We start from the raw sequence: 24,239 nt of genomic DNA, 5'->3' as shown, positions 1-24,239 counted from the left end.
ATTTCTCAATATCTGGAAACAGTCGGGGTAACCCCCGGCCCGGTTCGGGGGCCTCCCTGATGTCCGTCCCGACCCGCCCGCCATAGCGTCGAACAGACGCAACAACACTGAGTCAAAGGGGCGGAAGATGGCGATCGGACGGATAGTCGCGGCCGGCGCGATAGTGGTGACCGGGCTGGGCGTGCTCAGCGCCTGCGGCTGGGACATCACCAAGGAGAAGGCCGCCGACAGTGCCGACGTCACCGAGGAGTTCACCCGCGTCCAGTTCGCCAACGACTCCGGCAACGTGACGATCACCACCGGCGAGCAGCCCTCGGTGGCCAGGACGATCTACTACGAGGACGACCAGCCGGGCGCGACCCACCGGGTCGAGGACGGCACGCTGGTCCTGGACCCCTGCCCGACCCGCGACTGCTACATCGACTACGAGGTCGTGGTGCCGGCGGGCGCCCGGGTCGACGGCGAGGTCAACTCGGGCAACGTCGAGATCTCCGGCGTCGCCCAGACCAACCTGAAGGCCAACTCCAGCGAGGTCACCGTGGCGAACATCGACGGCCCGGTGAACGTCGACGCCAACTCGGGTGACGTCGAGCTGCGCGACATCGGCGGCGCCGCACAGGTGGAGGCCAACTCCGGCAACGTCGAGATCAGCCTCACGGTCCCGGACGATGTGCGCGCCAAGGTCTCCAGCGGCAACGTCGAGGTGACCGTGCCGGCCGCGTCCTACCAGGTCGACGCCGAGGCCGACAGCGGTGAGGTGCAGAGCGACATCACCGACGACCGTGCCGCCGAACACCACCTCGACCTGAGTGCCGACAGCGGGAACATCACGATCACGAAGGCCTGACCGGCGCCGGGAACGTTTCCCGCACCTTCCACGTTGAGGGATCAGAAAGGTTGAGTGCCGGGGGCTCAAGTCCGATTCGCCGGCGGCGTACGATCGCCGCGACAGCTTGAGCGGCACACACTCAACCCCGCACAGGTAACGCTAGTAGGAGGGAATCCACCAATGGCGCGAGCGGTCGGAATCGACCTGGGGACGACCAACTCCGTCGTCGCCGTCCTCGAGGGCGGTGAGCCGACGGTGATCGCCAACTCCGAGGGTTCACGGACGACTCCGTCCGTGGTGGCCTTCGCCAAGAACGGTGAGGTGCTCGTCGGCCAGCCGGCGAAGAACCAGGCCGTGACCAACGTGGACCGCACGGTCCGCTCGGTCAAGCGGTACATGGGCACCGACTGGAAGACCGAGGTCGACAACAAGAGCTACTCCGCGCAGGAGATCAGCGCCCGCGTGCTGATGAAGCTCAAGCGCGACGCCGAGTCCTACCTCGGTGAGCCGATCAGCGACGCGGTGATCACCGTGCCGGCCTACTTCGAGGACGCCCAGCGGCAGGCCACCAAGGAAGCCGGCCAGATCGCCGGGCTCAACGTGCTGCGGATCGTCAACGAGCCGACCGCGGCGGCGCTGGCCTACGGCCTGGACAAGGGCGAGAAGGAGCAGACGATCCTCGTCTTCGACCTCGGCGGCGGCACGTTCGACGTGTCCCTGCTGGAGATCGGTGAGGGCGTCGTCGAGGTCCGCGCGACCTCCGGGGACAACCACCTCGGTGGCGACGACTGGGACCAGCGCATCGTCGACTGGCTGGTGGACAAGTTCAAGCAGTCCGCCGGTATCGACCTGACCAAGGACAAGATGGCGCTGCAGCGCATCCGGGAGGCGGCGGAGAAGGCCAAGATCGAGCTGTCCAGCTCGAACAGCGCCAACATCAACCTCCCGTACATCACCGTCGACGGCGACAAGAACCCGTTGTTCCTCGACGAGACGCTGTCGCGCGCCGAGCTTCAGCGGATCACCAGTGACCTGCTCGACCGCGCCCGCGCGCCGTTCAACAACGTGATCAAGGACGCCAACATCAAGGTCGGCGACATCGACCACGTGGTGATGGTCGGCGGCTCGACCCGCATGCCCGCGGTCACCGAGCTGGTCAAGGAGCTGACCGGCGGCCAGGAGCCGAACAAGGGCGTCAACCCGGACGAGGTCGTCGCGGTCGGCGCGGCGCTGCAGGCCGGCGTGCTGCGCGGCGACGTCAAGGACGTGCTGCTGCTGGACGTCACCCCGCTGTCGCTGGGCATCGAGACCAAGGGTGGGGTGTTCACCAAGCTCATCGAGCGGAACACGACCATCCCGACCAAGCGCTCGGAGATCTTCTCCACCGCCGACGACGGCCAGACCACCGTCGGCATCCAGGTCTTCCAGGGTGAGCGCGAGATCGCGGTGCACAACAAGAAGCTGGGCACCTTCGACCTCACCGGCATCGCGCCGGCACCCCGCGGCGTGCCGCAGATCGAGGTCACCTTCGACATCGATGCCAACGGCATCGTGCACGTCAGCGCGAAGGACCACGGCACCGGCAAGGAACAGTCGATGACCATCACCGGCGGCTCGGCGCTGCCGAAGGAGGACATCGACCGGATGGTCAAGGACGCCGAGGCGCACGCGGAGGAGGACAAGCACCGCCGCGAGGAGGCCGAGGTCCGCAATCAGGCCGAGACGCTCGTCTACCAGACGGAGAAGTTCGTCAAGGACAACGACGAGAAGATCCCCGGCGAGGTCAAGGACAAGGTCAACGTCGCGATCAAGGAAGCCCAGGAGTCCCTGAACGGCACCGACACCGCGGCCATCAAGGCGGCGGTGGAGAAGCTGGCCACCGAGTCCCAGGCCATGGGTTCGGCGATGTACTCCCAGACCGGCGCCCAGCCGGGCGCGGGTGAGGGCGCCGAGGGTGCCCCGGGCGGTGAGCAGGCGGCGCCGGGCGCCGACGACGTGGTGGACGCCGAGATCGTCGACGAGGACGGCAAGAAGTGACCTCGCACCCCCGACCCGACGAGAACTCCGGAGAGGAGCCGCGAGTCGTCGTGCGCGATCGCCGTCGAATCGATCCGGAGACCGGACAGGTACGTCCCCCGGAGCCGTCGGACCAGGATGAGCTGGCACCGGAGCCGGCCGCGCCCCACGGCGCGGCCGCTCCGCCGCCCGACCAGGCAGACCATGAGCCAGCCGGTCACGACCAGTCGAACCAGGAGGTCGAGCTGAAGTCACAGCTCGACGAGCGCACCGCCGACCTGCAGCGACTGCAGGCCGAGTACGCCAACTACCGCAAGCGGATCGACCGCGACCGCGAGTCCGTGGTCACCCAGGCGAAGGCGTCCGTGGCCGGCGAGCTGCTCTCGGTGCTCGACGACATCGAGCGGGCCGCCCAGCACGGCGACCTGACCGGGGCGTTCAAGTCCGTGGCCGACAAGCTGGTCGCCACGCTCGAGCGGGTCGGCCTGGAGTCCTTCGGGCACGACGGCGAGCCGTTCGACCCCTCGGTGCACGAGGCCGTCCAGCACGACACCTCGCCCGAGGTCACCGAGCCGACGGTGACCGCGGTGCTGCGCCGCGGCTACCGCTTCGGCGATCGGGTGGTGCGCGCGGCGCTGGTCGGGGTCACCGACCACGAGCCGGGCGGGCCCCCGCCGGCGGCCGAGGAACAGGCCGAGCCGCCCGTCGAGGAGAGCGCAGGCCCACCGGCCGACGACGGGCTGAGTGACTGGTTCGAACCGGTCGATGTGGACGCCACCCCCGCCGAGCGCGGGGGCAACCACAGAGCCGAGGACTGACAGCAGCAGCGGGAGGGAGGGGACGTCCGATGAGTGCGAGGGACTGGATAGACAAGGACTTCTACCACGAGTTGGGCGTCCCGTCCGACGCCAGCGACGGGGAGATCAAGCGCGCCTACCGCAAGCTGGCCCGCGAGCTGCACCCCGACGCCAACCCGGGCAACGCGCAGGCCGAGGCCAGGTTCAAGTCGGTCTCCGAGGCCTACGGCGTGGTCGGCGACGCGGAGAAACGCAAGCAGTACGACGAGGCGCGCAGGCTGTTCGGGTCCGGGGGCTTCCGGCCGGGCGGGTTCGGCGGCTTCGGTTCCGGCTCCGGTTCCGGCTCCTCGACCTTCGACTTCAGCGACATCTTCGCCGGCCAGCAGCAGGCGGGCGCGGGTGGCGGTGGCATCAGCGACCTGCTCGGCAACCTGTTCGGCCGCCGGGGCGGCGCCACCGCGACCGCGGCCAACCGGCCGCGCCGGGGCGCGGACGTGGAGACCGAGGTCCGGATCGACTTCGTCGAGGCGGTCAAGGGCGCGACCGTGCCGCTGCGGCTGTCCAGCCCGTCGACCTGCGGTACCTGCCACGGGTCCGGTGCGCGGCCGGGCACCACGCCGCGCACCTGCCCGACCTGTTCTGGCGCCGGTCTGGTGAGCCGCAGCCAGGGCACGTTCGCGTTCAGCGAGCCGTGCCGGGACTGCCGGGGCACCGGGCGCATCGTGGACGACCCGTGTCCGGAGTGCAGTGGCGACGGGGTCAGCACCCGCACCCGCACGCTGACCGTGCGCATTCCGGCCGGCGTCAACGACGACCAACGCATCCGGCTGGCCGAACAGGGCGAGCCGGGAGCCAACGGCGGCCAGACCGGCGACCTCTACGTGCGCGTGCACGTCACGCCACACCCGGTCTTCGGCCGCACCGGCAACGACCTGACGATCAAGGTCCCGTTGGCCTTCCCCGAGATGGCGCTGGGCACCACGCTCACCGTGCCGACCCTCGAGGACAAGGTCTCGCTGCGGGTGGCGCCGGGCACCGCGAACGGCCGCGTGCTGCGCGTGCGCGGCAAGGGCATCGCCCGGCGCGACGGCCAGGTCGGCGACCTGCTGGTGACCCTGCAGATCACGGTCCCGGCCGAGCTCGACGAGCAGGCGAGGACGGCACTGCAGGACTACCTTGAGGCGACCTCGGGGCACGATCCTCGGCCTGAGCTGACCGCGATGCTGGAGAAACGGAGTGGGTCGTGATGGGTTTTCCGTTCCCGCCCGGCGCCGACGAGGACACGCCGATGTTCGTCATCTCGGTGGCCGCCGAGCTGGCGGGGCTGCACGCCCAGACGCTGCGCGGCTACGACCGGATGGGGCTGGTGTCTCCCGGCCGGACCTCCGGCGGCGGTCGCCGGTACTCCATGCGGGACATCGCGGTGCTGCGCGAGGTGCAGCGGCTGTCCCAGGAACAGGGCGTGAACCTGGCCGGTGTCAAGCGGATCATCGAGCTGGAGAACGAGACCAGTGCGCTGCGGAGCAGGGTCGCGGAGCTGACCGAGGAACTCGCCGCCGTGCACGCGGCCGCCGAGCAGGCCGCCGCGGCGATCCACCGCTCCTACCGTAACGAGCTGGTCCCGGTCCGCCAGCAGACCGCGTTGGTCGTCTGGAAGCCGCGCCAGCGCTGAGGGTTGGTCAGTCGACGGTGAACGGGTCGTAGGTGATCCGTTCCAGCGGGGTGCCGGCGACGAGCATCCGCGACACCGTCGAACGCACCATCGGGGGCGAGCCGGACACCAGCACGTCGTAGTTGTCCCACGCGCCGTACCGGGTGACCACCTCGGCCAGCGTGCCGCGTTCGACCGCGGCCATCGTGGTCTCCGACTCCAGTACCGGGACCACCGTTAGCCACGGGTTGGACGAGGCCAGGGCCTGCAGGTTCTCCAGGTCGTAGAGGTCGCTGCGTACTCGGCCGCCGAAGAACAGCTGCACTCTCGGGTTCTCGCCCCACTTGGCCAGGTGGTCGATGATCGCGCGCATCGGCGCGATGCCCGTGCCGCCGGCCACCATCAGCACGTCCCGGCCGGCGGTCCGGTCGACCCTGATCCGGCCCATCGGTGGGCCGATCCGCCACTTGTCGCCCGGCTCGGCGTGCCCCACGATCGACCGGCTCACCCAGCCGCCCTCGACCGAGCGCACGTGGAACTCCAGCAGCCCGTCCGCGCGCGGCGCGGTCGCCGGCGTCAGGTACCGCCACAGCCGGGGGCGTCGAGGGGTCTCCACGCTCAGGTACTGGCCGGGGTGATAAGGCAGGTCGTAGTCGGGCAGCACGCGCACGATCGCCAGGTCCCGGCTCAGGCGGTGGCGCTCGACCACGGTGGCCGGCCACCAGGCCGGGTTCTCGTCGGTGGACGCCGCCTCCAGCATCGCGCGGGCCATGATCGTGTAGGCCTCGGCCCAGGCGCGCTCGACCTCGTCGGTCCACCCGGGCCCGGCGTACTGCTTGACCGCGGCCAGCAGTGCCATGCCGACGGCCTCGTAGTGGCTCGCGGCGACGCCGAACTTGCGGTGGTCGCGGCCGAGCTGGCGCAGGAAGGGGATGAGGTCGTCGGGCCGGTCCACCATCTGCACCACGTGCACCAGCGCACGGAGCAGCCGGGAGCGTTGGACCTGCATGTTGATCGGGAACATTTCCCGGGTCGCCGGCGCGATGGCGAACAGGGTGGCGTAGAAATGCGCGGCGACCTGTTCGGTCATCGGTTCGACCGTGGCGAAGCTCTCACGGACCAACCGCACCATGGTGACGACCGGGTCCGACGAGTCGGCGCGCTCGGTCTGCGAGTGGTGTGAGAGTGGGCTCACTAAGGCGTTGGCTGTCATGGTCGGGGCACTGACTCCACCTCTCGGCATCCGGCGGGGTGCGACGCCGTCGGCCATTCGCGGTCTCCGACATCAGGACACTAGACGCAACTCGGTGGTTTGTCCGCTGTGACGGCACATTCGTGTGAGGCCCAACTACCCATCGTAGTTACCTTGGGACATTTGGGGGACAACCGGGGAGGGGGTTGGCGGAAGCGGAGCGTTATGAAAGCGTGTCCGCCGTGCGTCCCGAGCTGGTGCCCCCCACAGGTGTTGCCAGTCCAGCGCTGCTGGAACTGGAAATAGCTGATCAGGCTTCGGTGGTCGCGCCCGGGCGCCCGGGCGGCCGGCTGCCGGTCAGGGGAGCGGACACCCCGGGCGCGGTCCACACCCCGGACGGACCAACCTGGAAATTTCACCCGATCGGTCGACCACTGTCGGCCAAGCCGGGTCAACCAACACCGCCGTCAGCGCCACGTCAGGCCGGGCAACCGGCCCAATCGCCGCCGCCGGCCGCGGCCACGATGGCGGCCAGGAACGCGCTCCAGCCGCCGTCGCCGACCACGTCCAACTCGGCGCTCCAGCCGGTGTCCCCGTCGGCGTCCAGTCCGGCGCTCCGCCCGGTGTCCCCGACCGCGTCCAGCCCGGCGTTCCACCCGGTGGCGCCGTCGGCGACCAGGACCGCGCCCCCGCCGGTGCCGCTGCCGGCCACCACGGCCTCGCCGCAACCGGAGCCGAGGTCGGCTGCCAGGACCGTGGCGCAGGTGGTGCCCCAGCCGGGTGCGCAGGGCGGTCATCCGCACCGGTTCGCGTCTGGTCCGCGGCCGCCGGGACAGCCGCCGCGGTGGCCAGTTCCTGCCCCGCAGCCTGCCCCCCAGCCAGACCCGGCACCCGGCCAGCCCGGCTCGCGTGGTGAACACCAGCTCCAGTGCTCGTTCGGCACCCAGGACCGCGCCGACCGCTTCTACCGGGACCAGGTCCTCGCCCGGCTCAACGACGAGATGATCACCTTCGTCGGCCGGATGGAGATGGCCTTCGTCGGCACCGCCGACGCCGCCGGCGAGTGCGACTCGACCTTCCGCGCGGGCCCGCCCGGCTTCCTGCACGTCATCGACGACCGCCGGCTCGCCTACCCGGAGTACCGCGGCAACGGTGTGCTGGCCAGCCTGGGCAACATCAGCGAGAACCCGCACATCGCCCTGCTGATGATCGACTTCGTCGACGACCTCATCGGCCTGCACGTCAACGGCCGCGCCGCGGTCGTCGACGACGCCGTGCTGCGCGCGGAGTGCCCCGGCCTGCCGGCCGAGCTCGACCGTAACCGGACCCCGGAACGCTGGGTCGTGGTGCAGGTCGAGGAGGCCTACGTGCACTGCCGCAAGCACATCCCTCGGCTGCGACCCGTCCCGCGCACCCGCGACTGGGGCACCGACGACGTCCGCCGCAAGGGCGGCGACTACTTCGGGGTCCGCGCGGCCAGGAGCACCACCACCCCGTGAGCTGACGCCGACGATCACCCGGCTGGCGGTTGGCGCGACCGCCATTACTCGTCCACCCGGGACGTGTCCCACCCGGATGCACCACTCCACCGCCGACCTGTGGATAGAGACCTGGGGATTGTGGACAACCGGCCATCGGCTGTGGACAACGCGATTGGTACATGTGGGTGAGCCGGACGACGATGGCGGTGACGCGTTGAAAACCCGAGGTTGAGTGGAACTGACTCAACTTTGCTGACGTTGTCCATCGTGAGGGAGCACAACGCCGCAGATGAGGTGAGGGGACTTGGACGCTTTCAACCCGACGACGAAGACTCAGCAGGCGATCTCGGCGGCGGCCTCGGCCGCGACCACGGCCGGCAACCCGGACATCAAACCGGTCCACCTGCTCGCCGCCCTGCTCGCCCAGGGCGACGGGCTGACCGCGCCACTGCTCACCGCGGTCGGCGCGGACCCGGCCGTGATCCGCAAGGAGCTCGACCAGCTGACCAACTCCCTGCCGTCGGCCACCGGGGCCACCGTGTCCGCGCCCCAGCTGGACGGGCAGGCGCTGCGCGCGGTCACCCATGCGCAGAAGCTCGCCACCGAGATGGGCGACGAGTACGTCTCCACCGAACACCTGCTCGCCGGGCTCGCCGCGCAGGGTGGCGCGGTGGCCGACCTGCTCAGCCGCAACGGCGCCACCCCCGACGCGCTGCGCGAGGCCTTCGTCAAGGTCCGCGGCTCGGCCAGGGTCACCAGCCCCGACCCGGAGACCACCTACCACGCGCTGGAGAAGTACGGCCTCGACCTGACCGAACGCGCCCGCAAGGGCGAGCTCGACCCGGTCATCGGCCGCGACGCGGAGATCCGCCGGGTCGTCCAGGTGCTGTCCCGGCGCACCAAGAACAACCCGGTACTGATCGGCGAGCCAGGTGTCGGCAAGACCGCGATCGTCGAGGGGCTCGCCCAGCGGGTGATCGCCGGCGACGTGCCGGAGTCGTTGCGTGGCAAGCGGGTCGTCGCCCTCGATCTCGGGTCGATGGTCGCCGGGGCGAAGTTCCGCGGCGAGTTCGAGGAGCGGCTCAAGGCCGTGCTCAAGGAGATCACCGACTCCGCCGGCCAGGTCATCACGTTCATCGACGAGCTGCACACGATCGTCGGCGCGGGCGCGACCGGGGAGAGCGCCATGGACGCCGGGAACATGATCAAGCCGATGCTCGCCAGGGGCGAGCTGCGCATGGTCGGTGCCACCACGCTCGACGAGTACCGCCAGCACATCGAGAAGGACGCCGCCCTCGAACGGCGCTTCCAGCAGGTGCTGGTCGGCGAGCCGTCCGTCGAGGACAGCGTCGGCATCCTGCGCGGGCTCAAGGAACGCTACGAGGTGCACCACGGCGTGCGGATCACCGACGGCGCGCTGGTCGCCGCCGCGACGCTGTCCGACCGCTACATCACCGCCCGCTTCCTGCCGGACAAGGCGATCGACCTGGTCGACGAGGCCGCGTCCCGGCTGCGGATGGAGATCGACTCCCGGCCGGTCGAGGTCGACGAGGTGGAGCGCGCGGTGCGCAGGCTGGAGATCGAGGAGGTGGCGCTGGCCAAGGAGGAGGACGAGGCCTCCCGGCAACGGCTGGCCGCGCTGCGCGCCGAACTGGCCGAGAAGCGCGAGGAGCTGGCCGCGCTGACCGCCCGCTGGCAGAACGAGAAGGGCTCGATCGAGAAGGTCCGCGAGCTCAAGGAACAGCTCGAACAGCTGCGCGGCGAGTCCGAGCGCGCCGAGCGCGACGGCGACCTCGGCCGGGCGGCGGAGCTGCGCTACGGCCGCATTCCCGCGCTGGAGAAGGACCTCGAGGCCGCCACGCACACCGCGCAGAGCGCCGACGCCGAGGTGATGCTCAAGGAGGAGGTCGGCCCGGACGACGTGGCCGACGTGGTGTCCGCGTGGACCGGCATCCCGGCGGGCAGGCTACTGGAGGGCGAGACCGCGAAGCTGCTGCGCATGGAGCAGGCCATCGAACAGCGGGTCGTCGGGCAGGCCGAGGCGGTGCGCGTGGTGTCCGACGCGGTGCGCCGCGCCCGCACCGGGGTCGCCGACCCCGACCGGCCGACCGGCTCGTTCCTGTTCCTCGGCCCGACCGGGGTCGGCAAGACCGAGCTGGCCAAAGCGCTGGCCGAGTTCCTGTTCGACGACGAGCGCGCGATGGTGCGCATCGACATGAGCGAGTACTCCGAGAAGCACTCGGTGGCCAGGCTGGTCGGCGCCCCGCCCGGCTACGTCGGCTACGACCAGGGCGGCCAGCTGACCGAGGCCGTGCGCCGGCGGCCCTACAGCGTGGTGCTGCTCGACGAGGTGGAGAAGGCGCACCCGGACGTGTTCGACGTGCTGTTGCAGGTGCTCGACGACGGTCGGCTGACCGACGGCCAGGGCCGCACGGTCGACTTCCGCAACACGATCCTGGTGCTGACCTCGAACCTCGGTTCGCAGGCGCTCGCGGACGCCAACCTCGACGAGCGGCAGCGCAAGGACGCGGTGCTCGCGGTGGTGGCCCGGCACTTCAAGCCGGAGTTCCTCAACCGGCTCGACGACGTGGTGGTGTTCGGCTCGCTGGCCACCGAGGAGCTGACCTCCATCGTGGACATCCAGGTCGACCAGCTCGGCCGGCGGCTGGCCCAGCGGCGGCTCACCCTCGACGTGCGCCCGTCGGCAAGGGAGTGGCTGGCGATCAACGGGTTCGACCCGGTCTACGGCGCCCGCCCGCTGCGCCGCCTGGTGTCCTCGGCCATCGGCGACCAGCTGGCCAAGGCGTTGCTCGGCGGCGAGATCCGCGACGGCGACACGGTCCGGGTGGACGTCACCGACGACAACTCCGGCCTGGTCGTCGGCCGGGCGACCTGACCGCGCGGCGGGGTGCCCCGGCGGCACCCCGCCCGCCTGGTCAGGACAGCAGTTCGTCGAGCTTGCGGTAGCCGGCGACCACGCCCTGCGCCATGCCGCTGGCCAGGATCGCGTCCCGGCCGGCGAAGTTCTCGCACAGCGTCTCGTCGGTGAGCCGGGTGCGCCCGTCGCCGAGGTCGGTGAAGGTCAGCGTGTTCAGCACCGCGCCGTCGCCGATGCCCGCCATCGACTGGGTCTGCACCAGTCGGTCCGGCGAGCGGACCTCGTGGAAGGAACCCCAGAAGGTCACCAGCTCCTGCCCGTTGTCCAGCATCGTGTACCGGTAGCTGCCGCCACTGTGGGCCTGCCAGTCGTCCAGGCGCACCGAGGTGGTGGTCGGGCCGAGCCAGCGGGTGAACAGCTCCGGGTCGGTGAACGCCGCGAACACCCGCGCGGGCGGGGCGTCGAACTCGCGCACGATCCGGATCACCGGCAGCGCCTGGTCGGCCTCGATGGTGGTCTCGTGCTCGTTCTTCACGGTCATGATGCTGCTCCTTGTGCCGGTCGTTGGTTTGACGGGTCTTCGGCGAGCACGGCGTCGAGGCGGCGGAACCGCTCCTGCGCCTGCTGGCGGTAGCGCTCGATCCACTTGGTCATCAGGTCGAACACCTCGGCTTCCAGATGGCACGGCCGGCGCTGCGCGTCCCGGGTCCGGCTCACCAGACCGGCGTCCTGGAGCACCTTCACGTGCTTGGACACCGCCTGGACCGACACGTCGTACGACTCGGCCAGCTGCGCGACGGTGGCGTCACGCTCCGTGAGTCTGGCGACGATGTCGCGCCGGGTCGGGTCCGCCAGGGCGGCGAAGACCTGGGAGAGCCGATCGTCTGACATGGGCCACTACCTGCCGTTTCTTTATCAACCATTTGGTTGTGTAAGACGTTAGCAGCGTTGTCAACCAACTGGTTGTCAAAGGCGCGCCGGGGACGGTGATCTTGGCGGAGAGCGATGGCCCACTACGCTCTCCCCGTGGGCATACCGGCATGGGTGTGGTTCGTCGTGGCCGTGGCCGCCGGGGTCGCCGGCGCCGCGATGTTGCTCCGCGACCGCGCTCGGCTGACCTCCCGCAACCGGGAGCGCCGGCGCTGGGCCGCGCTGCGCGGCTGGCAGTTCGCCGACGCCGACCAACTGCTGCCCACCCAGTGGACGGGTGGCGCGATCGCCTTCCACGGCGGTGGCGCCAAGGACGTGACCGCGCGGGACGTGGTCGCCGGCTCGACCTTCACCGCCGACGGCCGCCGCCGGGTGTACGTGTTCGACCTGGACAGCGGCGGCCGGACAACCGCGGTCATCGCCGCGGTGCAGTGCCGGCGGGTGCTGCCGGCCGTGGTCGAGCTGTGGCTGCCGAGCGCCCCGTTCCAGCGCGAGCACATGCCCGAGCTGCTCGGGCCGATCGGCCAGCGCTACGCGTTCGTCTCCGACCTGACCGCGGCCAGCGGCCTGATCACCCCGGACCTGGTCGACGCCACCGAGGAGATCGGCGCGGACATCGCGGTGACCTGGATCGAGAACGGCTGGGTACTGGCCGGGGTCGCCCCGCACGCCAGCCCGTCGCGGCTGGAGCGGCTGCTGCGCGGGATCGGCGAGGTGGCCGACGTGATCGACCCCTTCGACGCCGAGGTCGACCCCGTCGGCGAACACGAGCCGACCGGCCGCCACGGCGAACGCCAGGACTGACGGCCGACGCCGCACCGCAGTGAAGGGTCCCTTCGCTGCACTGGGCGCGGTGAAGGGACCCTTCGCTGCGTACTACCGTGTTCACATGCCTACAGCGCTCGTCACCGGGGGGACGGCCGGGATCGGGTTCGCCTTCGCCCGTCAGCTCGCCGCGGACGGATACGACCTGGTCCTGGTCGCCCGCACCAAGGAGCGGCTGCGGGAGGTGGCGGCCGAGCTGTCGTCGGCCCATGGTGTCGAGGTGTTGCCGATGGTCGCCGACCTGTCGACCAACCGGGCCCGCAAGCGGGTCGAGGAGCGGCTAGCCGACACCGACAAGCCGATCGACCTGCTGGTCAACAACGCCGGTTTCGGCAGCCAGGAGTCCTTCGCCGATGCCGACATGGACTACCTGCAGGCGCAGCTGGACGTGAACGTCACCACGGTGCTCCGGCTGACCAGGGCCGCGCTGCCCGGCATGATCGCCCGCGGGCACGGCGGGGTGATCAACGTGTCCAGCGTCGCCGGGTACTTCCCCGGCACCGGCCCGACCTACGGTGCCTCCAAGGCGTGGGTGACGGCCTTCTCCGAGGGCATCGCCGCGCACCTGGCCGGCACCGGCGTGCGCATCCTGGCCCTGGTGCCCGGCCTCACCCGCAGCGAGTTCCACGAGCGCATCGGCGACGACACCAAGGACAACCTGCCCGACCAGGTCTGGCTCAACGCCGACCGGGTGGCCGCCGACGCGCTGCGCGCACTGCGCCGCGGCCGTAGCCGTGTGGTGCCCGGCCTGCTCTACAAGGCTGTGCTGATTCTGCCCCGGCTGCTGCCCGTCGGGCTGCTGCGCAGGCTGGAGACCGGCACCTCGTCCGGATCCGGGCGCGCCCGAACCTGACCCCCGGCCGGTGTGAGAGGGTTCTGACCTGTGCGGACAGCTCCAAGTGTTGACCTGACGGCCAAGGGCGAGCTCGCTCGGTTGGTGAGCGAGCTTTCCGTGGTGCGCGGCAAGGTCGTGCTCTCCTCCGGCAAGGAGGCCGACTACTACGTCGATCTGCGGCGCGCCACGCTGCAGCACGCGGCGGCGCCGTTGATCGGCCGGTTGCTGCGCCAGCTCACCGCCGACTGGGACTATGTCGCCGCCGGTGGGCTGACCCTCGGCGCGGACCCGGTCGCCGGCGCGATGCTGCACGCCGCCGCGGCCGCCGGTGAGGTGCTCGACGTGTTCGTGGTGCGCAAGGCCGCCAAGGAACACGGGATGCGCAGGCGGATCGAGGGCATCGAGGTGGCCGGCCAGCGGGTGCTGGTCGTCGAGGACACCACGACCACCGGCAACAGCCCGCTGACCGCGGTCGACGCGCTCACCGAGGCGGGCGCGACGGTGATCGGCGTGGCCACCGTGGTCGACCGGGACACCGGTGCGCGCGAGGTGATCGAGGCGCGCGGGCTGCCCTACCGCCCCCTGCTCGGACTGTCCGACCTGGGGCTCTGAGCCGCTCTTTCAGCGGGTACCGTTGGCATATGGCCGGGTTTCTAGCGAACCTCACCGCCGGGGTGCACTTCGCGGCGTTGCTCTACATCGGCCTCGGCGGCTTCCTCGCGTGGCGCTGGCCGAAGAGCATCTTCGTGCACGTGTTCTTCGCGCTGTGGGGCGTCGCGGTCAACCTGTTGCCGATCGCCTGCCCGTGGACGGCGATCGAGGACTACTTCCGGGCACAGCAGGGCCTTGGGCCGCTGCCCGGCGGGTTCAACGAGTACTACATCTACGGCGACCTGATCCCACGGCCGTTGCTGCCGGTGGTCGCGGTCGGCGCGGTCGTGTTGCTGGTCGTGTCCTACGTCGGGGTGTACGTGCGGTGGCGCCGGCGCGTGGCGGGCGCGGAGACGGTGGAGCCGGTGGCTTCGTGACGGTGGTCCGGTGACCGAGGAGGCCGGGCCGACCGAATGGGAGTTCGGGGAGCCGGTCGGGGTCGGCCCGTGGCCTGGGCAGTGGCCGACCGACGAACGCTACGACCCCGCCCTGCTCGAAGCCGGCGACCGGCGCAACGTGGTGGACGCCTACCGGTACTGGCGGCGGGCCGCCGTGGTGGCCGACCTCGACCTGCGCCGGCACGACTTCCACGTGGCGATCGAGAACTTCGGCCACGACCACAACATCGGCACCGTGGTGCGCACGGCGAACGCGTTCGCCGCGCGGGCGGTGCACATCGTCGGCCGCCGCCGCTGGAACCGGCGTGGGGCCATGGTCACCGACCGCTACCAGCACATCGAGCACCACCCCGACGTCGACGCGCTGCTGGCCTTCGCCACCGCCGAGTCGCTGGCCGTGGTCGCCGTGGACAACACCCCCGGCGCCACCCCGATCGAGACCACCGAACTGCCCCGCCGCTGCGTGCTGCTGTTCGGTCAGGAAGGCCCCGGCCTGACCCCGCCCGCGCACAAGTCCGCCGACCTGGTCGTGTCCATCGCCCAGTTCGGCTCCACCCGCTCCATCAACGCGGGCGTCGCGGCCGGCATCGTCATGCACACCTGGATCCGCCAACACGCCGACCCCACCACCGCCTGGTAACCCGCGAGTCCAACGCTCCCGTCAGCCGGCCGCCGGTGCGGCCGCGGCCGGAGTCGGGGCCGCTCCCACCGGGGCCAGCGCCTCGATCTCCACCGGGATCCCGTTCAGCACCGCCGTTCCGGACAGCGCGTCGAGGTCGGTGTCGTCGGTCAGCAGGTTCGAGTTCACCCCGGCATGTGCCCTGGCGACCGCGCCCCGAACACCGTCGACATCGTGCCCCCAACCGTGCGGAATGCTCACCACCCCCGGCCGGATCGCGTCGGTCACCTCCACCGGCACCCGCAGGCTGCCCGCCCGCGACCGCACCACCGCCAGCGCGCCGTCCCGCAGCCCGAGCCGCTCGGCGTCGGTCGGGTGCACCTGCGCGGTGCACCGGTTGCTGCCCCGGACCAGCGGCTCGACGTTGTGCATCCACGAGTTGTTCGACCCGAGCTGACGGCGCCCGACCAGCACCAACTGCCCATTGGGCACCACGTCCAGCGACGCGCGCAACCGAGGCACGTCCACCACGATCGCCGCCGGCGCCAGCTCCACCCGCCCGCTCGCGGTGGACAGCACGTCCGGCAGCCGGGGCGTGAGCGGCCCGAGATCCACCCCGTGCGGCGCGGCCTCCAGGTCGGCCAGCGTCAGGTCGTACGGTCCGGCGCGCAGCAGTTGGTCGATCAGCCGCGCCGGCCCGGTGCGACCGGCGACCGGCGCCACCCCGGCCCGCTTGGCGGCCTCGGCGGCCACGAAGTCGTCCAGCGCGTCCAGGTCCGCGTTCGGGCCCATGCCGGTCACGATCCCGGTCAGCCGCAACAGGGTCTGCCACTCCTGGGGCAGCTCGGTCGGCATCGGGGCCGGGGTCCAGTTCGCCACGTTGCGCACCGCCAGCTGGTAGAGCACCACGTCGTAGTGCGGGCGCTCCAGCGGCGTCGGCCCTGGCAGGATCACGTCGGCGTGCCGGCTGGTCTCGTTCAGGTACACGTCCAGCGACACCATGAAGTCCAACTGTGCCAACGCCTCGGCCAGCCGGCCGGCGTTCGGGGTGCTCAGGCACGGGTTGCCGGCCACGGTCACCAGCGCGCGGACCTGACCCGGCCCGGGGGTGAGGATCTCGTCGGCGAGCGTGGCCACCGGCAGCTCGCCGAGCACCTCCGGCAGGTCGCGGACCCGGCTGCGCCAGCGCCCGGAGGTCCACGGCCGCCTCGGCCCCCGCCGGGCGTTGGCCTGACCGGCCGCCGACAGCGGGAACATCGCCCCGCCCACCCGGTCGAGGTTGCCGGTCAACACGTTCAGCACGTCGACCAGCCAGCTCGCCAGCGTGCCGAACGACTGGGTGGTGGTGCCCAGCCTGCCGTACACCGCCGCCCGCTCGGCGCCGGCCAGCTCGCGGGCCAGCCGGGTGATCACCTCGGCGTCCAGGCCGGTGGCCGGCGCGACCGCGGCCGGGGTGAACGGCTCGGCCAGCGCGCGCACCTGCTCGACCCCGACGACGTGCGCCGCCAGGTCGCCAAGCGCGACCAGATCCTCCGCGAACAACACGTTGACCATGGCGAACAGCAGCAGCGCGTCGGTGCCCGGGCGGATCGCGTGGTGCTCGTCGGCCTGCTCGGCGGTCCGGGACCGCTTCGGGTCGACGACCACCAGCCGGCCGCCGCGCTCGCGGATCCCGCGTAACCGGCCGCGGGCGTCCGGCGCGGTCATCAGGCTGCCGTTGGACACCAACGGGTTCGCGCCAAGCAACAGCAGGTACGTCGTCCGGTCGATGTCGGGCACCGGGATGGTCATCGGGTGGCCGAACATGTAGCCGGCCGAGAAGTGTTTCGGCAGCTGGTCGACGGTGCTCGCGGAGTAGAAGTTCTTCGTGCCGACCGCCTTGTAGAACGCGGGACCGTACAGCGCGGTCGACGAGTTGTGCACCGACGGGTTGCCGGCGTAGATCGCGACCGCGTCCCGGCCGTGCTCGGCCAGCAGTGGCGGCAGCCGTCGGTCGATCTCGGCGAACGCCTCGTCCCAGGACACCTCGACGAACTCACCGTCCCGCTTGACCAGCGGTGCGCGCAGCCGGTCCTGGTCGTGGTGCAGCGCGCCAAGCGACACGCCCTTCGGACACACGAAGCCCCGGGAGAACACGTCACCGGCGTCGCCGCGGACCCGGGAGACCCGGTCGGCGTCGATGGTCACCTCGAGGCCGCACGTGGCCTCACACAACGGACAGGTCACGGCTACGGTACGCATATACCAACTGTTACACAGGACGGTCACTTCACCCGCTCGGCGGACACATCGGTACCGATAAAGCCGTGACTATGGAGAAGTGAGCCAACGAGCCGACTACGCGGAGGACGCCACCTCGGCGTCCCCGTCGCTGTGGGCCGCCCGCGCCGCGGTCGCCGAGCGGGCCGTGCTCACCCGTCATCTGCGCCGCGTCCTGGCGCTGCCCGGCACCCGGCTTGGCGTCAGCGGCTGGCCGGCGAGCGCGCGGCAGAAGGTGCACACCCACTGGAACTACTGGTGGCAGGCGCACCTGCTGGACTGTGTGGTCGACGCCCAGTACCGCCAGCCCAACCCCGGCCGGGCGGCGACCATCCACCGGCTGGTGCGGGGCATCCGGCTGCGTAACTTCGGTGCCTGGACCAACTCCTACTACGACGACGTCGCCTGGCTCGGGCTCGCGTTGCTGCGCGCGCACGAGTGCGAGGGTGTGCCCGTCCGCGGTCCGCTGACCAGGATCACCGCCCAGCTGCGCGCCGGCTGGACCGACCACGCCGGCGGCGGGATCTGGTGGCGGCGCGACGACACCTTCAAGAACGTGCCGGCCAACGGCCCGGCGGCGATCCTGTTCGCCAGGTGGGCCGAGGTGGGCGGGGAGCGGACCGACCGGCAGCGGGCGCGGTCGCTGACCGCGTGGATGGACGAGCTGTTGGTGGACCCGGCGACCGGCCTGCTGTGGGACGGGCTCTACGTCGAGGCGGACGGCTCGGTCCGGGATGTCGTGCAGACCGTCTACACCTACTGCCAGGGCGTGTTCCTCGGCGCCTGTGTCGAGCTGGCCGACGGGGACACCTCCGGGGTGTGGGTGGCCCGCGCGGAGCGCACGATCCGCGCGGTGGCCGCACACCTGGTCGACGACGACGTGCTGCGTGGCCGGGGCGGTGGCGACGGTGGGCTGTTCGCCGGGATCCTCACCCGGTACCTGGCGCTGGCCGCGGTCCGGTTGCGGGAGCTGGACTCGCCGGCGGGCGCGGTGGCCGAGCGGATCGTGCTGGCCTCGGCGCAGGCCGCGTGGCGCAACCGCGCGCTGGCCAGGGGCGGTCCGCTGTTCGGCCCGGAGTGGTCCCAGCCCGCGCAGGAGCCGCGTTCGCCCCGGCACCGACGCACCGAGCGGGACCTGTCGGTGCAGCTGTCGGGCTGGATGGTGGTCGAGGCGGCGGCGATGCTGGAGCGGGTGGCCGAAGGGTCAGAATCCGCCGCTGATCGGTAGCACGGCGCCGGTGACGAACGAGGCCGCCGGCGAGAGCAGCCACACGATGCCCTCGGCGATCTCCGCCGGCTGACCGGCCCGGCCCATCGGGATCACCGAGGCCAGGCGTCCAGGGCGGTCGGGCATGCCGGCCGCCGCGTGCAGGTCGGTGTGCACCAGGCCGGGGGCGACGGCGTTCACCCGGATCTCCTCGGCCGCCACCTCCTTGGCCAGGCCGAGGGTCAGCGTCTCGACCGCCGCCTTGCTCGCCGCGTACGGCACCCACTCGCCGGGAGAACCGCGATGGGCCGCGGTCGACGACACGTTGACGATCGCCCCGCCGCGCCCGGCGTACCTGGTCGACAGCCGGCGGACCGCCTCGCGGGCGCACAGGAACACCCCGGTCACGTTCACGTCCAGCACCCGGCGCACCACCTCGGCGTCGTGCTCGTCGAGCCGGCCGGGGGTGTTGCCGGTGATCCCGGCGTTGTTGACCAGGCCGGTCAGCCGGCCACGCGCCGCGGCGGCGTCGAACAGCCGGACCACGTCGCCGGCGTCGGACACGTCCCCGCCGACCGCGACCGCCTGGCCGCCCGCCGCCTCGATGTCGGCCACCACGCCGTGCGCCGCCGAGGAGTCCGAGGCGTAGTTGACCACCACGTCGTAGCCGCGTGCCGCGGCCAGCCGGCACACCGCCGCACCGATCCCGCGACCGCCCCCGGTCACCACGAGCACCCCAGCACCATCGTTCACTCGGGCATCGTCGCACCCGGCCGGCGGGGCCGGTCAGCCGCTAGACCTCGCGGGCCCAGAGCACGAGCTGGATGCCGTCCGGGTCACGCAGGGCGATGACCTCGGTGCCCGGCGCCGACTGCTCCTCGGAGATCGGGGAGAACGTCACGCCGTGCTCGGTGAGCCGGTCGGTCCACTCGCGCAGGCAGGTGTTGTTGGGCACGCTGAAGGACAGGTGGTCCAGCCCCGGCCGCCGCTCGTCGAACAGCGAGCGGTCCGCGTCGGGGTGTTGCACCAGGGTCAGCGTGATGCCGAAACCCGGCCCTCGTAAGTACACCTTGCGCCGACCGTTGATGTCGTCGTCGCGACCGATGGTCTCGAACCCCAGCACCCGCTCGTACCACGGTTCGCTGCGATCGACGTCGGTCACGGTGAGGGCGACATGGTGTACGCCGGTCAACGTGGGCATCAGAGTCCTTCCGGGCCCGTTCGGGCGGGGCCGACTCCGCCATACTGCCGCAGAAGAGTGACTATTCGGCGGCCGTTATTGGATCTTTTGCAGGCCGAGACCCGACGCTCAGTCACCGATGTTCGCGCTGACCGGTTCGGTCTCCACCGGCCGGTGCATCTCCTGCCGGTAGCGCAGCACGCCCCAGAGCGTGCCGACCAGGAAGAACGCGATGCTGCCCCACAGCGCGACCGCGGTCAGCCAGGGGTGGCCCTCGATGATGCCCGCGGCGTAGTAGCCGACCAGTACCAGCGTCGGCACCCACGCGAGGCCGCCGATGGAGGTGGCCAGCACGAACCGCCGGCGGTCCATGTTCGCCGCGCCCGCGATGAGCGGCGCGAGGGTGCGGATCCACGGGATCCAGCGGGCGAGCACGATCGCCCAGAACCCCCTGCGGTCCAGGAACTCCTGGGCCCTGGTCAGGTTCTGCTGGTTGAGCACCCGGCCGCCGCGCCGCGCGACCAGCGCGTTGCCGGTCTTGTGTCCGATGTAGTAGCCGACCAGGTTGCCCACGACCGCGGTGAGGGTGGCGGCGATCGACAGCAGCCACGCGCTCAGCTCGTTGTCGTGCTGGGCGAGCACCACGCCCGCGGCGAACAGCAGGGAGTCACCTGGCAGGAACAGCCCGACGATGAACGCGCACTCGGTGAACACGAACCCGAGCACGATGACCCACACCATGACCGGTCCAGCCGACGCGAGCACGCCCGATGAGAGGGCGCTCGTCGCGGCGAAATCGATGGACACGCCGTGTAGGTTACGTTGCCCGATCGGCTGTTATCCCGATAACCGGACCTATTCACGGGTTGGCCGGGTGTTTGTTGTGCCGGAGATCACCCGCGGGTCACCCGGCAGTCGCCAACGCCGCGGGGCTGATCAGCCCGCTGCCCCTGGCGTAGGCGCCCACATATCGGATGGCCGCGCGACCCTCCGGGAGTACCGGATAGAACGCCGGAAAGACATGGACCTGTCCCGGCCAGATCTGTAGCTCACACGTCCCGCCATCGGCCAGGATGCCCTCGGCCAGCCGCTCGGAGTCGCCGAGCAGGCACTCGGTGTCGCCGACCTGGATCAGTACCGGCGGCCACCGCCGCTTCGGCGCGCGCAGCACGTCGAGTCGCCGGTGGCTGGTCGGGTGCTCGCCGGCGTAGGTGCGCCCGCACTCCCGCGCCCGTGCCGGCGGCACGAACGGGTCCCGCCGGATGGCGTCCCGCTCGTCGACCTGCGCGCAGGTCAGGTCGAGGAACGGGGAGAACAGCACGGCGGCGGCCGGCATCGGCAGCCGCCGGCGGGACAGGTCGGCGAGCAGGCAGGCGACCAGGTGCCCGCCGGCTGAGTCGCCCATCACGACGATCTCGGCGGGGTCGTACCCGGCGCCGAGCAGCCAGCGGTAGGCGGCCAGCACGTCGTCGGCCGCGGCCGGGAACGGGTGCTCGGGCGCGCGCCGGTAGTCGGCGAGGAAGGCCGGGCGACCGGTGGCCGCCGACAGCGCGGCGACGAAGTGCCGGTGGGTGCGCCGCGAGCCGAACGCGAAGCCGCCACCGTGCAGGTACAGGATGATGCCCGCGCTCCGGTCGGCGCCCCGGCCGGAGATCCACTGGCCGCCGGGGTCGCCGTCGGCCACGTCGGTGATCCGGGTGCCGCGGGGCAGCGGGGTCAGCCCGACGGTGTCGAAGGCCTCGCGGACCATACGCAGCGCCGGGTTGCTGGTGATCCGCAGTAGGTCGCCGAGTGGGCGCAGGCTGGTCATCAGCAGCTGGGCCAGCGCGCGGCTCTGCACGCTTGGCGTGACCGGCACCGGGCCAGCGACGTGCGGTCGCGTCATCGCGAACACCTCCCGGCCGACTCACCATCGACGTTAAAGGATTACCGGTCCTGCTGGAGGCACGGTAAGTCCACACCAACGTCTCGGTTCGGCAACTGAAGTGTCGTACGGTTGGGACTGTGCGCACCGACAACGCCTTGTTGGGGACCCTGACCGACGTGCTCGGCACCGACGGGGTGCTGGTCGATCCGGACGTGACCGGCAGCTACCGCCGCGACATGATGCCGTTGGCGCCCCACGGATCGCCGCTGGCCGTCGTGCTGCCGAGCGACGCGGCCCAGGTGGCGGCCGTGGTCCGGGCGTGCGCCGAGGCGAAGGTGCCGATCGTGCCGCGCGGCGCGGGCAGCGGGCTGTCCGGCGCGGCCAACGCCATCGACGGCTGCGTCGTGCTGGTCACCACCAGGATGAACGCGATCGTCGAGGTCGACCCGGACAACCGGCTCGCCGTGGTCGAGCCGGGCGTGGTGAACCTCGACCTGCGTGGCGCGGTGGAGAAGCACGGGCTGTTCTATCCGCCGGACCCGTCCAGCTACGACTGGTGCACCATCGGCGGCAACCTGTCCACCAACGCCGGCGGGCTGTGCTGTGTGAAGTACGGCGTCACCACCGACTCGGTGCTCGGCCTGGAGGTCGTGCTCGCCGACGGTGAGCTGCTGCGCACCGGCCGGCGCACGGTCAAGGGCGTCGCCGGCTACGACCTGACCAAGCTGTTCATCGGCAGCGAGGGCACGCTCGGCGTGATCACCAGGGCGACGCTCGCGCTCCGGCCGCTACCGCAGGCGCCGGGCACGCTGGTCGCCGCGTTCTCCTCGGTGGCGGCCGCGGGTGCGGCGGTCAGCCGGGTGGTGCGCGAGGGCATCGTGCCGTCGCTGATGGAGATCATGGACGCGACCTCGATCGAGGCCGTCGAGGCGCATCTGAAGACCGAGCTCGGCGCCGGCAAGGGATGCGCGGCGCTGCTGCTGTGCCAGTCCGACGCCGGCGGCGAGCAGGCCAGGCGCGAGCTGAGCGCGATCGAGCAGGTCTGCCAGGACACCGGTGCCGACCTGGTGCACTCGACCTTCGACCTGGCGGAGGGCCAGCTGCTGCTGGCCGCGCGGCGCGCGGTGCTGATGGCGCTGGAGGAGTACGGCACCTGGATGACCGACGACGTGTGCGTGCCGCGCACGAAGATCGCCGACCTGATCGCCGGGTGTGAGCGGATCAGCGCCGAGGTCGGGCTGCGGGTCGCGGTGGTCGGGCATGCCGGCGACGGCAACATGCACCCGACGATCATCTACGACCCGACCTCGGCGTCCGAGTTCGAGCGGGCGACCAGGGCGTTCAACGACATCCTCGCGGTCGGCCTGTCGCTTGGCGGCACGGTGACCGGCGAGCACGGCATCGGCAAGATCAAGCGCGAGTGGCTGGCCAAGGAGATCGGCCCGATCGGCCTGCGCACGCACCGCGCCATCAAGGCCGCGCTCGACCCGGAGCACCTGTTCAACCCCGGGTCGATGTTCGACCTCGCCTGACCGGTCGCCTGACGGGTCAGAGAAGGCGGTTGATCTCGGTGGTCGTCTCGGCCGCGGTCTCGACCGCGGCCTGGGTGAGCCGCTTCTTCTCCCGCCGCGCCTTGACGACCTCGAAGACGATCGGTGCGATCGACAACACCACGATCAGGACCAGCATCAGGTCGATGTTGTCGCGGATGAACGGGACCTGGCCGAGCAGCGCGCCGAGCAAGGTCACCCCGGTCGCCCAGAGCACGCCGCCGATGGCCGAGTAGACGAAGTACTTCTTCGGGTCCATCCGGCCGACGCCGGCGATGGCGGTGATGAAGGTGCGCACGATCGGCACGAAGCGGGCCAGGATGATCGCCCGCGCGCCGTACCTCTCGAAGAACTCGTGGGTCTTGTCCACGTACTCCCGCTTGAACAGCTTGGAGTTCTCCTTGCGGAACATCGCGGGCCCCGCCTTCACCCCGATCCAGTAGCCGCAGACGTTGCCGACGAACGCGCACACCGTGAGCAGCACACACACCAGCCACAGTTCGGCGTCGATCACGCCGGTGGCCGCGAACATGCCCGCGGTGAACAGCAGCGAGTCGCCGGGCAGGAAGAAGCCGATCAGCAGCCCGCACTCGGCGAAGATGATCAGGCACAGGCCGGGCAGCAGGAACGGGCCGAGCCCCCGCAGGATGGTTTCGGGATCCAACCACGAGGGCAGGACGGACATCACGTTGGCGGTGGCGGCGGCAATCGTCACACCGCACAAGGTAACCGAACCGCTAGATACCGCTATAGAAGGGTTACCAGCCCGACGACCGCGCCCGCGGCCAGGCCGAGGAGCAGCGCGAGCAGCAGAATCCAGCCGACGGCGATGCCGGTGTCGCCGTCGATCCGGCTGGTGTCCTCGGTTGCCGACGGGTCGCGCACGGTGGGTTCTGGGATCGGGGGCGGCAGCGCCACCCCGGAGCCGGACAGCAGTCCGTAGCCGCTGAGTAGCTGGCCGTTGCCCTGGCTGGCCTCGGTGAACGGTCCGGCGCTCAGTCCGGTCGGCAGCGACGTGCGCGCCGCGTGCGCGCGCAGCGCCTCGGCGACCAGCCGTTCCTGGTCCTCGGTCAC

Annotated in this window: 25 protein-coding genes; 14 read left to right on the top strand and 11 right to left on the bottom strand. The window is 71.2% G+C overall.

Annotation, left to right across the window (positions count from 1 at the left end):
- Positions 1 to 127: 127 nt before the first annotated feature.
- The 5 genes from ACYVIP_RS09165 to ACYVIP_RS09145 all read left to right on the top strand — a co-directional run bounded on the left by ACYVIP_RS09165 (position 128) and on the right by ACYVIP_RS09145 (position 5,314).
- Positions 128 to 847, top strand: a complete 720-nt coding sequence (locus ACYVIP_RS09165) for a DUF4097 family beta strand repeat-containing protein (protein WP_460394120.1) — start codon at positions 128 to 130, stop codon at positions 845 to 847.
- Between the two features lie 162 nt (positions 848 to 1,009).
- Positions 1,010 to 2,866, top strand: a complete 1,857-nt coding sequence (gene dnaK / locus ACYVIP_RS09160; protein ID WP_460394118.1) for a molecular chaperone DnaK — start codon at positions 1,010 to 1,012, stop codon at positions 2,864 to 2,866.
- Complete coding sequence (gene grpE, locus ACYVIP_RS09155) at positions 2,863 to 3,663, top strand: nucleotide exchange factor GrpE (RefSeq protein ID WP_460394116.1); 801 nt, start codon at positions 2,863 to 2,865, stop codon at positions 3,661 to 3,663. Before dnaK ends, grpE begins: the two co-directional genes overlap by 4 nt.
- A 29-nt stretch (positions 3,664 to 3,692) precedes the next feature.
- The gene (gene dnaJ / locus ACYVIP_RS09150) at positions 3,693 to 4,889 is read left to right on the top strand and encodes a molecular chaperone DnaJ (RefSeq protein ID WP_460394114.1); all 1,197 of its coding nucleotides are present in this window, start codon (positions 3,693 to 3,695) and stop codon (positions 4,887 to 4,889) included.
- Positions 4,889 to 5,314: a heat shock protein transcriptional repressor HspR gene (locus ACYVIP_RS09145; protein ID WP_460394112.1), complete on the top strand. Its 426-nt coding sequence runs from the start codon at positions 4,889 to 4,891 to the stop codon at positions 5,312 to 5,314. The genes dnaJ and ACYVIP_RS09145 overlap by 1 nt, the downstream gene beginning before the upstream one ends.
- A gap of 7 nt (positions 5,315 to 5,321) precedes the next feature.
- Here the strand turns inward: ACYVIP_RS09145 and ACYVIP_RS09140 are convergent, their stop codons facing one another.
- Entirely contained in the window at positions 5,322 to 6,425 is a 1,104-nt protein-coding gene (locus ACYVIP_RS09140; RefSeq protein ID WP_460394538.1) for a globin domain-containing protein, read from the bottom strand.
- Positions 6,426 to 6,963: 538 nt separating this feature from the next.
- On the bottom strand, positions 6,964 to 7,200 hold the full coding sequence (locus ACYVIP_RS09135) for a hypothetical protein (RefSeq protein ID WP_460394110.1): 237 nt from the start codon (positions 7,198 to 7,200) through the stop codon (positions 6,964 to 6,966).
- Positions 7,201 to 7,249: 49 nt separating this feature from the next.
- Here ACYVIP_RS09135 and ACYVIP_RS09130 point away from each other — a divergent pair, with 49 nt between their 5' ends.
- Positions 7,250 to 7,984, top strand: coding sequence for a pyridoxamine 5'-phosphate oxidase family protein (locus tag ACYVIP_RS09130; RefSeq protein WP_460394108.1), 735 nt, complete (start codon positions 7,250 to 7,252; stop codon positions 7,982 to 7,984).
- A 286-nt stretch (positions 7,985 to 8,270) separates the two neighbouring features.
- The gene (clpB, locus tag ACYVIP_RS09125) at positions 8,271 to 10,862 is read left to right on the top strand and encodes an ATP-dependent chaperone ClpB (RefSeq protein WP_460394106.1); all 2,592 of its coding nucleotides are present in this window, start codon (positions 8,271 to 8,273) and stop codon (positions 10,860 to 10,862) included.
- Positions 10,863 to 10,902: 40 nt separating this feature from the next.
- Here the strand turns inward: clpB and ACYVIP_RS09120 are convergent, their stop codons facing one another.
- Together ACYVIP_RS09120 and ACYVIP_RS09115 are read right to left on the bottom strand one after the other, a co-directional pair.
- A complete protein-coding gene (locus ACYVIP_RS09120; RefSeq protein ID WP_460394104.1) occupies positions 10,903 to 11,385 on the bottom strand; it encodes an SRPBCC family protein in 483 nt (160 codons plus the stop codon).
- On the bottom strand, positions 11,382 to 11,735 hold the full coding sequence (locus tag ACYVIP_RS09115) for an ArsR/SmtB family transcription factor (RefSeq protein WP_460394102.1): 354 nt from the start codon (positions 11,733 to 11,735) through the stop codon (positions 11,382 to 11,384). Before ACYVIP_RS09115 ends, ACYVIP_RS09120 begins: the two co-directional genes overlap by 4 nt.
- A gap of 135 nt (positions 11,736 to 11,870) precedes the next feature.
- On the opposite strand from ACYVIP_RS09115, the gene ACYVIP_RS09110 reads away from it, so the two are divergent.
- From ACYVIP_RS09110 to ACYVIP_RS09090, 5 genes are all read left to right on the top strand, one after another.
- Positions 11,871 to 12,578, top strand: a complete 708-nt coding sequence (locus ACYVIP_RS09110; RefSeq protein ID WP_460394100.1) for a type III secretion system chaperone family protein — start codon at positions 11,871 to 11,873, stop codon at positions 12,576 to 12,578.
- 85 nt (positions 12,579 to 12,663) lie between these two features.
- Entirely contained in the window at positions 12,664 to 13,452 is a 789-nt protein-coding gene (locus tag ACYVIP_RS09105) for an SDR family NAD(P)-dependent oxidoreductase (RefSeq protein WP_460394098.1), read from the top strand.
- A 30-nt stretch (positions 13,453 to 13,482) separates the two neighbouring features.
- Positions 13,483 to 14,046 (top strand): orotate phosphoribosyltransferase, encoded by a 564-nt coding sequence (gene pyrE, locus ACYVIP_RS09100; RefSeq protein ID WP_460394096.1) that lies wholly within the window; start codon positions 13,483 to 13,485, stop codon positions 14,044 to 14,046.
- Positions 14,047 to 14,075: 29 nt separating this feature from the next.
- Positions 14,076 to 14,462: a DUF2784 domain-containing protein gene (locus ACYVIP_RS09095; RefSeq protein WP_460394094.1), complete on the top strand. Its 387-nt coding sequence runs from the start codon at positions 14,076 to 14,078 to the stop codon at positions 14,460 to 14,462.
- A gap of 10 nt (positions 14,463 to 14,472) precedes the next feature.
- On the top strand, positions 14,473 to 15,123 hold the full coding sequence (locus tag ACYVIP_RS09090; protein WP_460394092.1) for a TrmH family RNA methyltransferase: 651 nt from the start codon (positions 14,473 to 14,475) through the stop codon (positions 15,121 to 15,123).
- A 21-nt stretch (positions 15,124 to 15,144) separates the two neighbouring features.
- Here the strand turns inward: ACYVIP_RS09090 and ACYVIP_RS09085 are convergent, their stop codons facing one another.
- Positions 15,145 to 17,343, bottom strand: coding sequence for a molybdopterin-dependent oxidoreductase (locus tag ACYVIP_RS09085; RefSeq protein WP_460394090.1), 2,199 nt, complete (start codon positions 17,341 to 17,343; stop codon positions 15,145 to 15,147).
- A gap of 79 nt (positions 17,344 to 17,422) precedes the next feature.
- On the opposite strand from ACYVIP_RS09085, the gene ACYVIP_RS09080 reads away from it, so the two are divergent.
- Positions 17,423 to 18,589, top strand: a complete 1,167-nt coding sequence (locus ACYVIP_RS09080) for a glycoside hydrolase family 76 protein (protein WP_460394088.1) — start codon at positions 17,423 to 17,425, stop codon at positions 18,587 to 18,589.
- On the opposite strand, the gene ACYVIP_RS09075 is transcribed toward ACYVIP_RS09080, so the two are convergent.
- From ACYVIP_RS09075 to ACYVIP_RS09060, 4 genes are all read right to left on the bottom strand, one after another.
- Positions 18,566 to 19,321 (bottom strand): SDR family oxidoreductase, encoded by a 756-nt coding sequence (locus ACYVIP_RS09075; protein ID WP_460394086.1) that lies wholly within the window; start codon positions 19,319 to 19,321, stop codon positions 18,566 to 18,568. The two genes, ACYVIP_RS09080 and ACYVIP_RS09075, sit on opposite strands and share 24 nt — an antisense overlap.
- Before the next feature lie 40 nt (positions 19,322 to 19,361).
- Positions 19,362 to 19,769 carry a VOC family protein gene (locus ACYVIP_RS09070; RefSeq protein ID WP_460394084.1) on the bottom strand — a complete coding sequence of 136 codons (408 nt, stop codon included), beginning with the start codon at positions 19,767 to 19,769 and terminating at the stop codon, positions 19,362 to 19,364.
- Positions 19,770 to 19,877: 108 nt separating this feature from the next.
- Positions 19,878 to 20,555 (bottom strand): DedA family protein, encoded by a 678-nt coding sequence (locus ACYVIP_RS09065; protein WP_460394082.1) that lies wholly within the window; start codon positions 20,553 to 20,555, stop codon positions 19,878 to 19,880.
- Positions 20,556 to 20,652: 97 nt separating this feature from the next.
- Complete coding sequence (locus ACYVIP_RS09060) at positions 20,653 to 21,633, bottom strand: alpha/beta hydrolase (protein WP_460394080.1); 981 nt, start codon at positions 21,631 to 21,633, stop codon at positions 20,653 to 20,655.
- A 119-nt stretch (positions 21,634 to 21,752) separates the two neighbouring features.
- On the opposite strand from ACYVIP_RS09060, the gene ACYVIP_RS09055 reads away from it, so the two are divergent.
- A complete protein-coding gene (locus ACYVIP_RS09055) occupies positions 21,753 to 23,147 on the top strand; it encodes an FAD-binding oxidoreductase (protein WP_460394078.1) in 1,395 nt (464 codons plus the stop codon).
- 16 nt (positions 23,148 to 23,163) lie between these two features.
- On the opposite strand, the gene ACYVIP_RS09050 is transcribed toward ACYVIP_RS09055, so the two are convergent.
- Entirely contained in the window at positions 23,164 to 23,850 is a 687-nt protein-coding gene (locus tag ACYVIP_RS09050; protein ID WP_460394536.1) for a DedA family protein, read from the bottom strand.
- 62 nt (positions 23,851 to 23,912) lie between these two features.
- Complete coding sequence (locus tag ACYVIP_RS09045; RefSeq protein ID WP_460394076.1) at positions 23,913 to 24,239, bottom strand: hypothetical protein; 327 nt, start codon at positions 24,237 to 24,239, stop codon at positions 23,913 to 23,915.

The sequence above is a fragment of the Actinophytocola sediminis genome (assembly GCF_054779715.1).
Note: the sequence above shows the minus strand (reverse complement) of the source record. Positions and strands in the feature narration are given on the sequence as shown.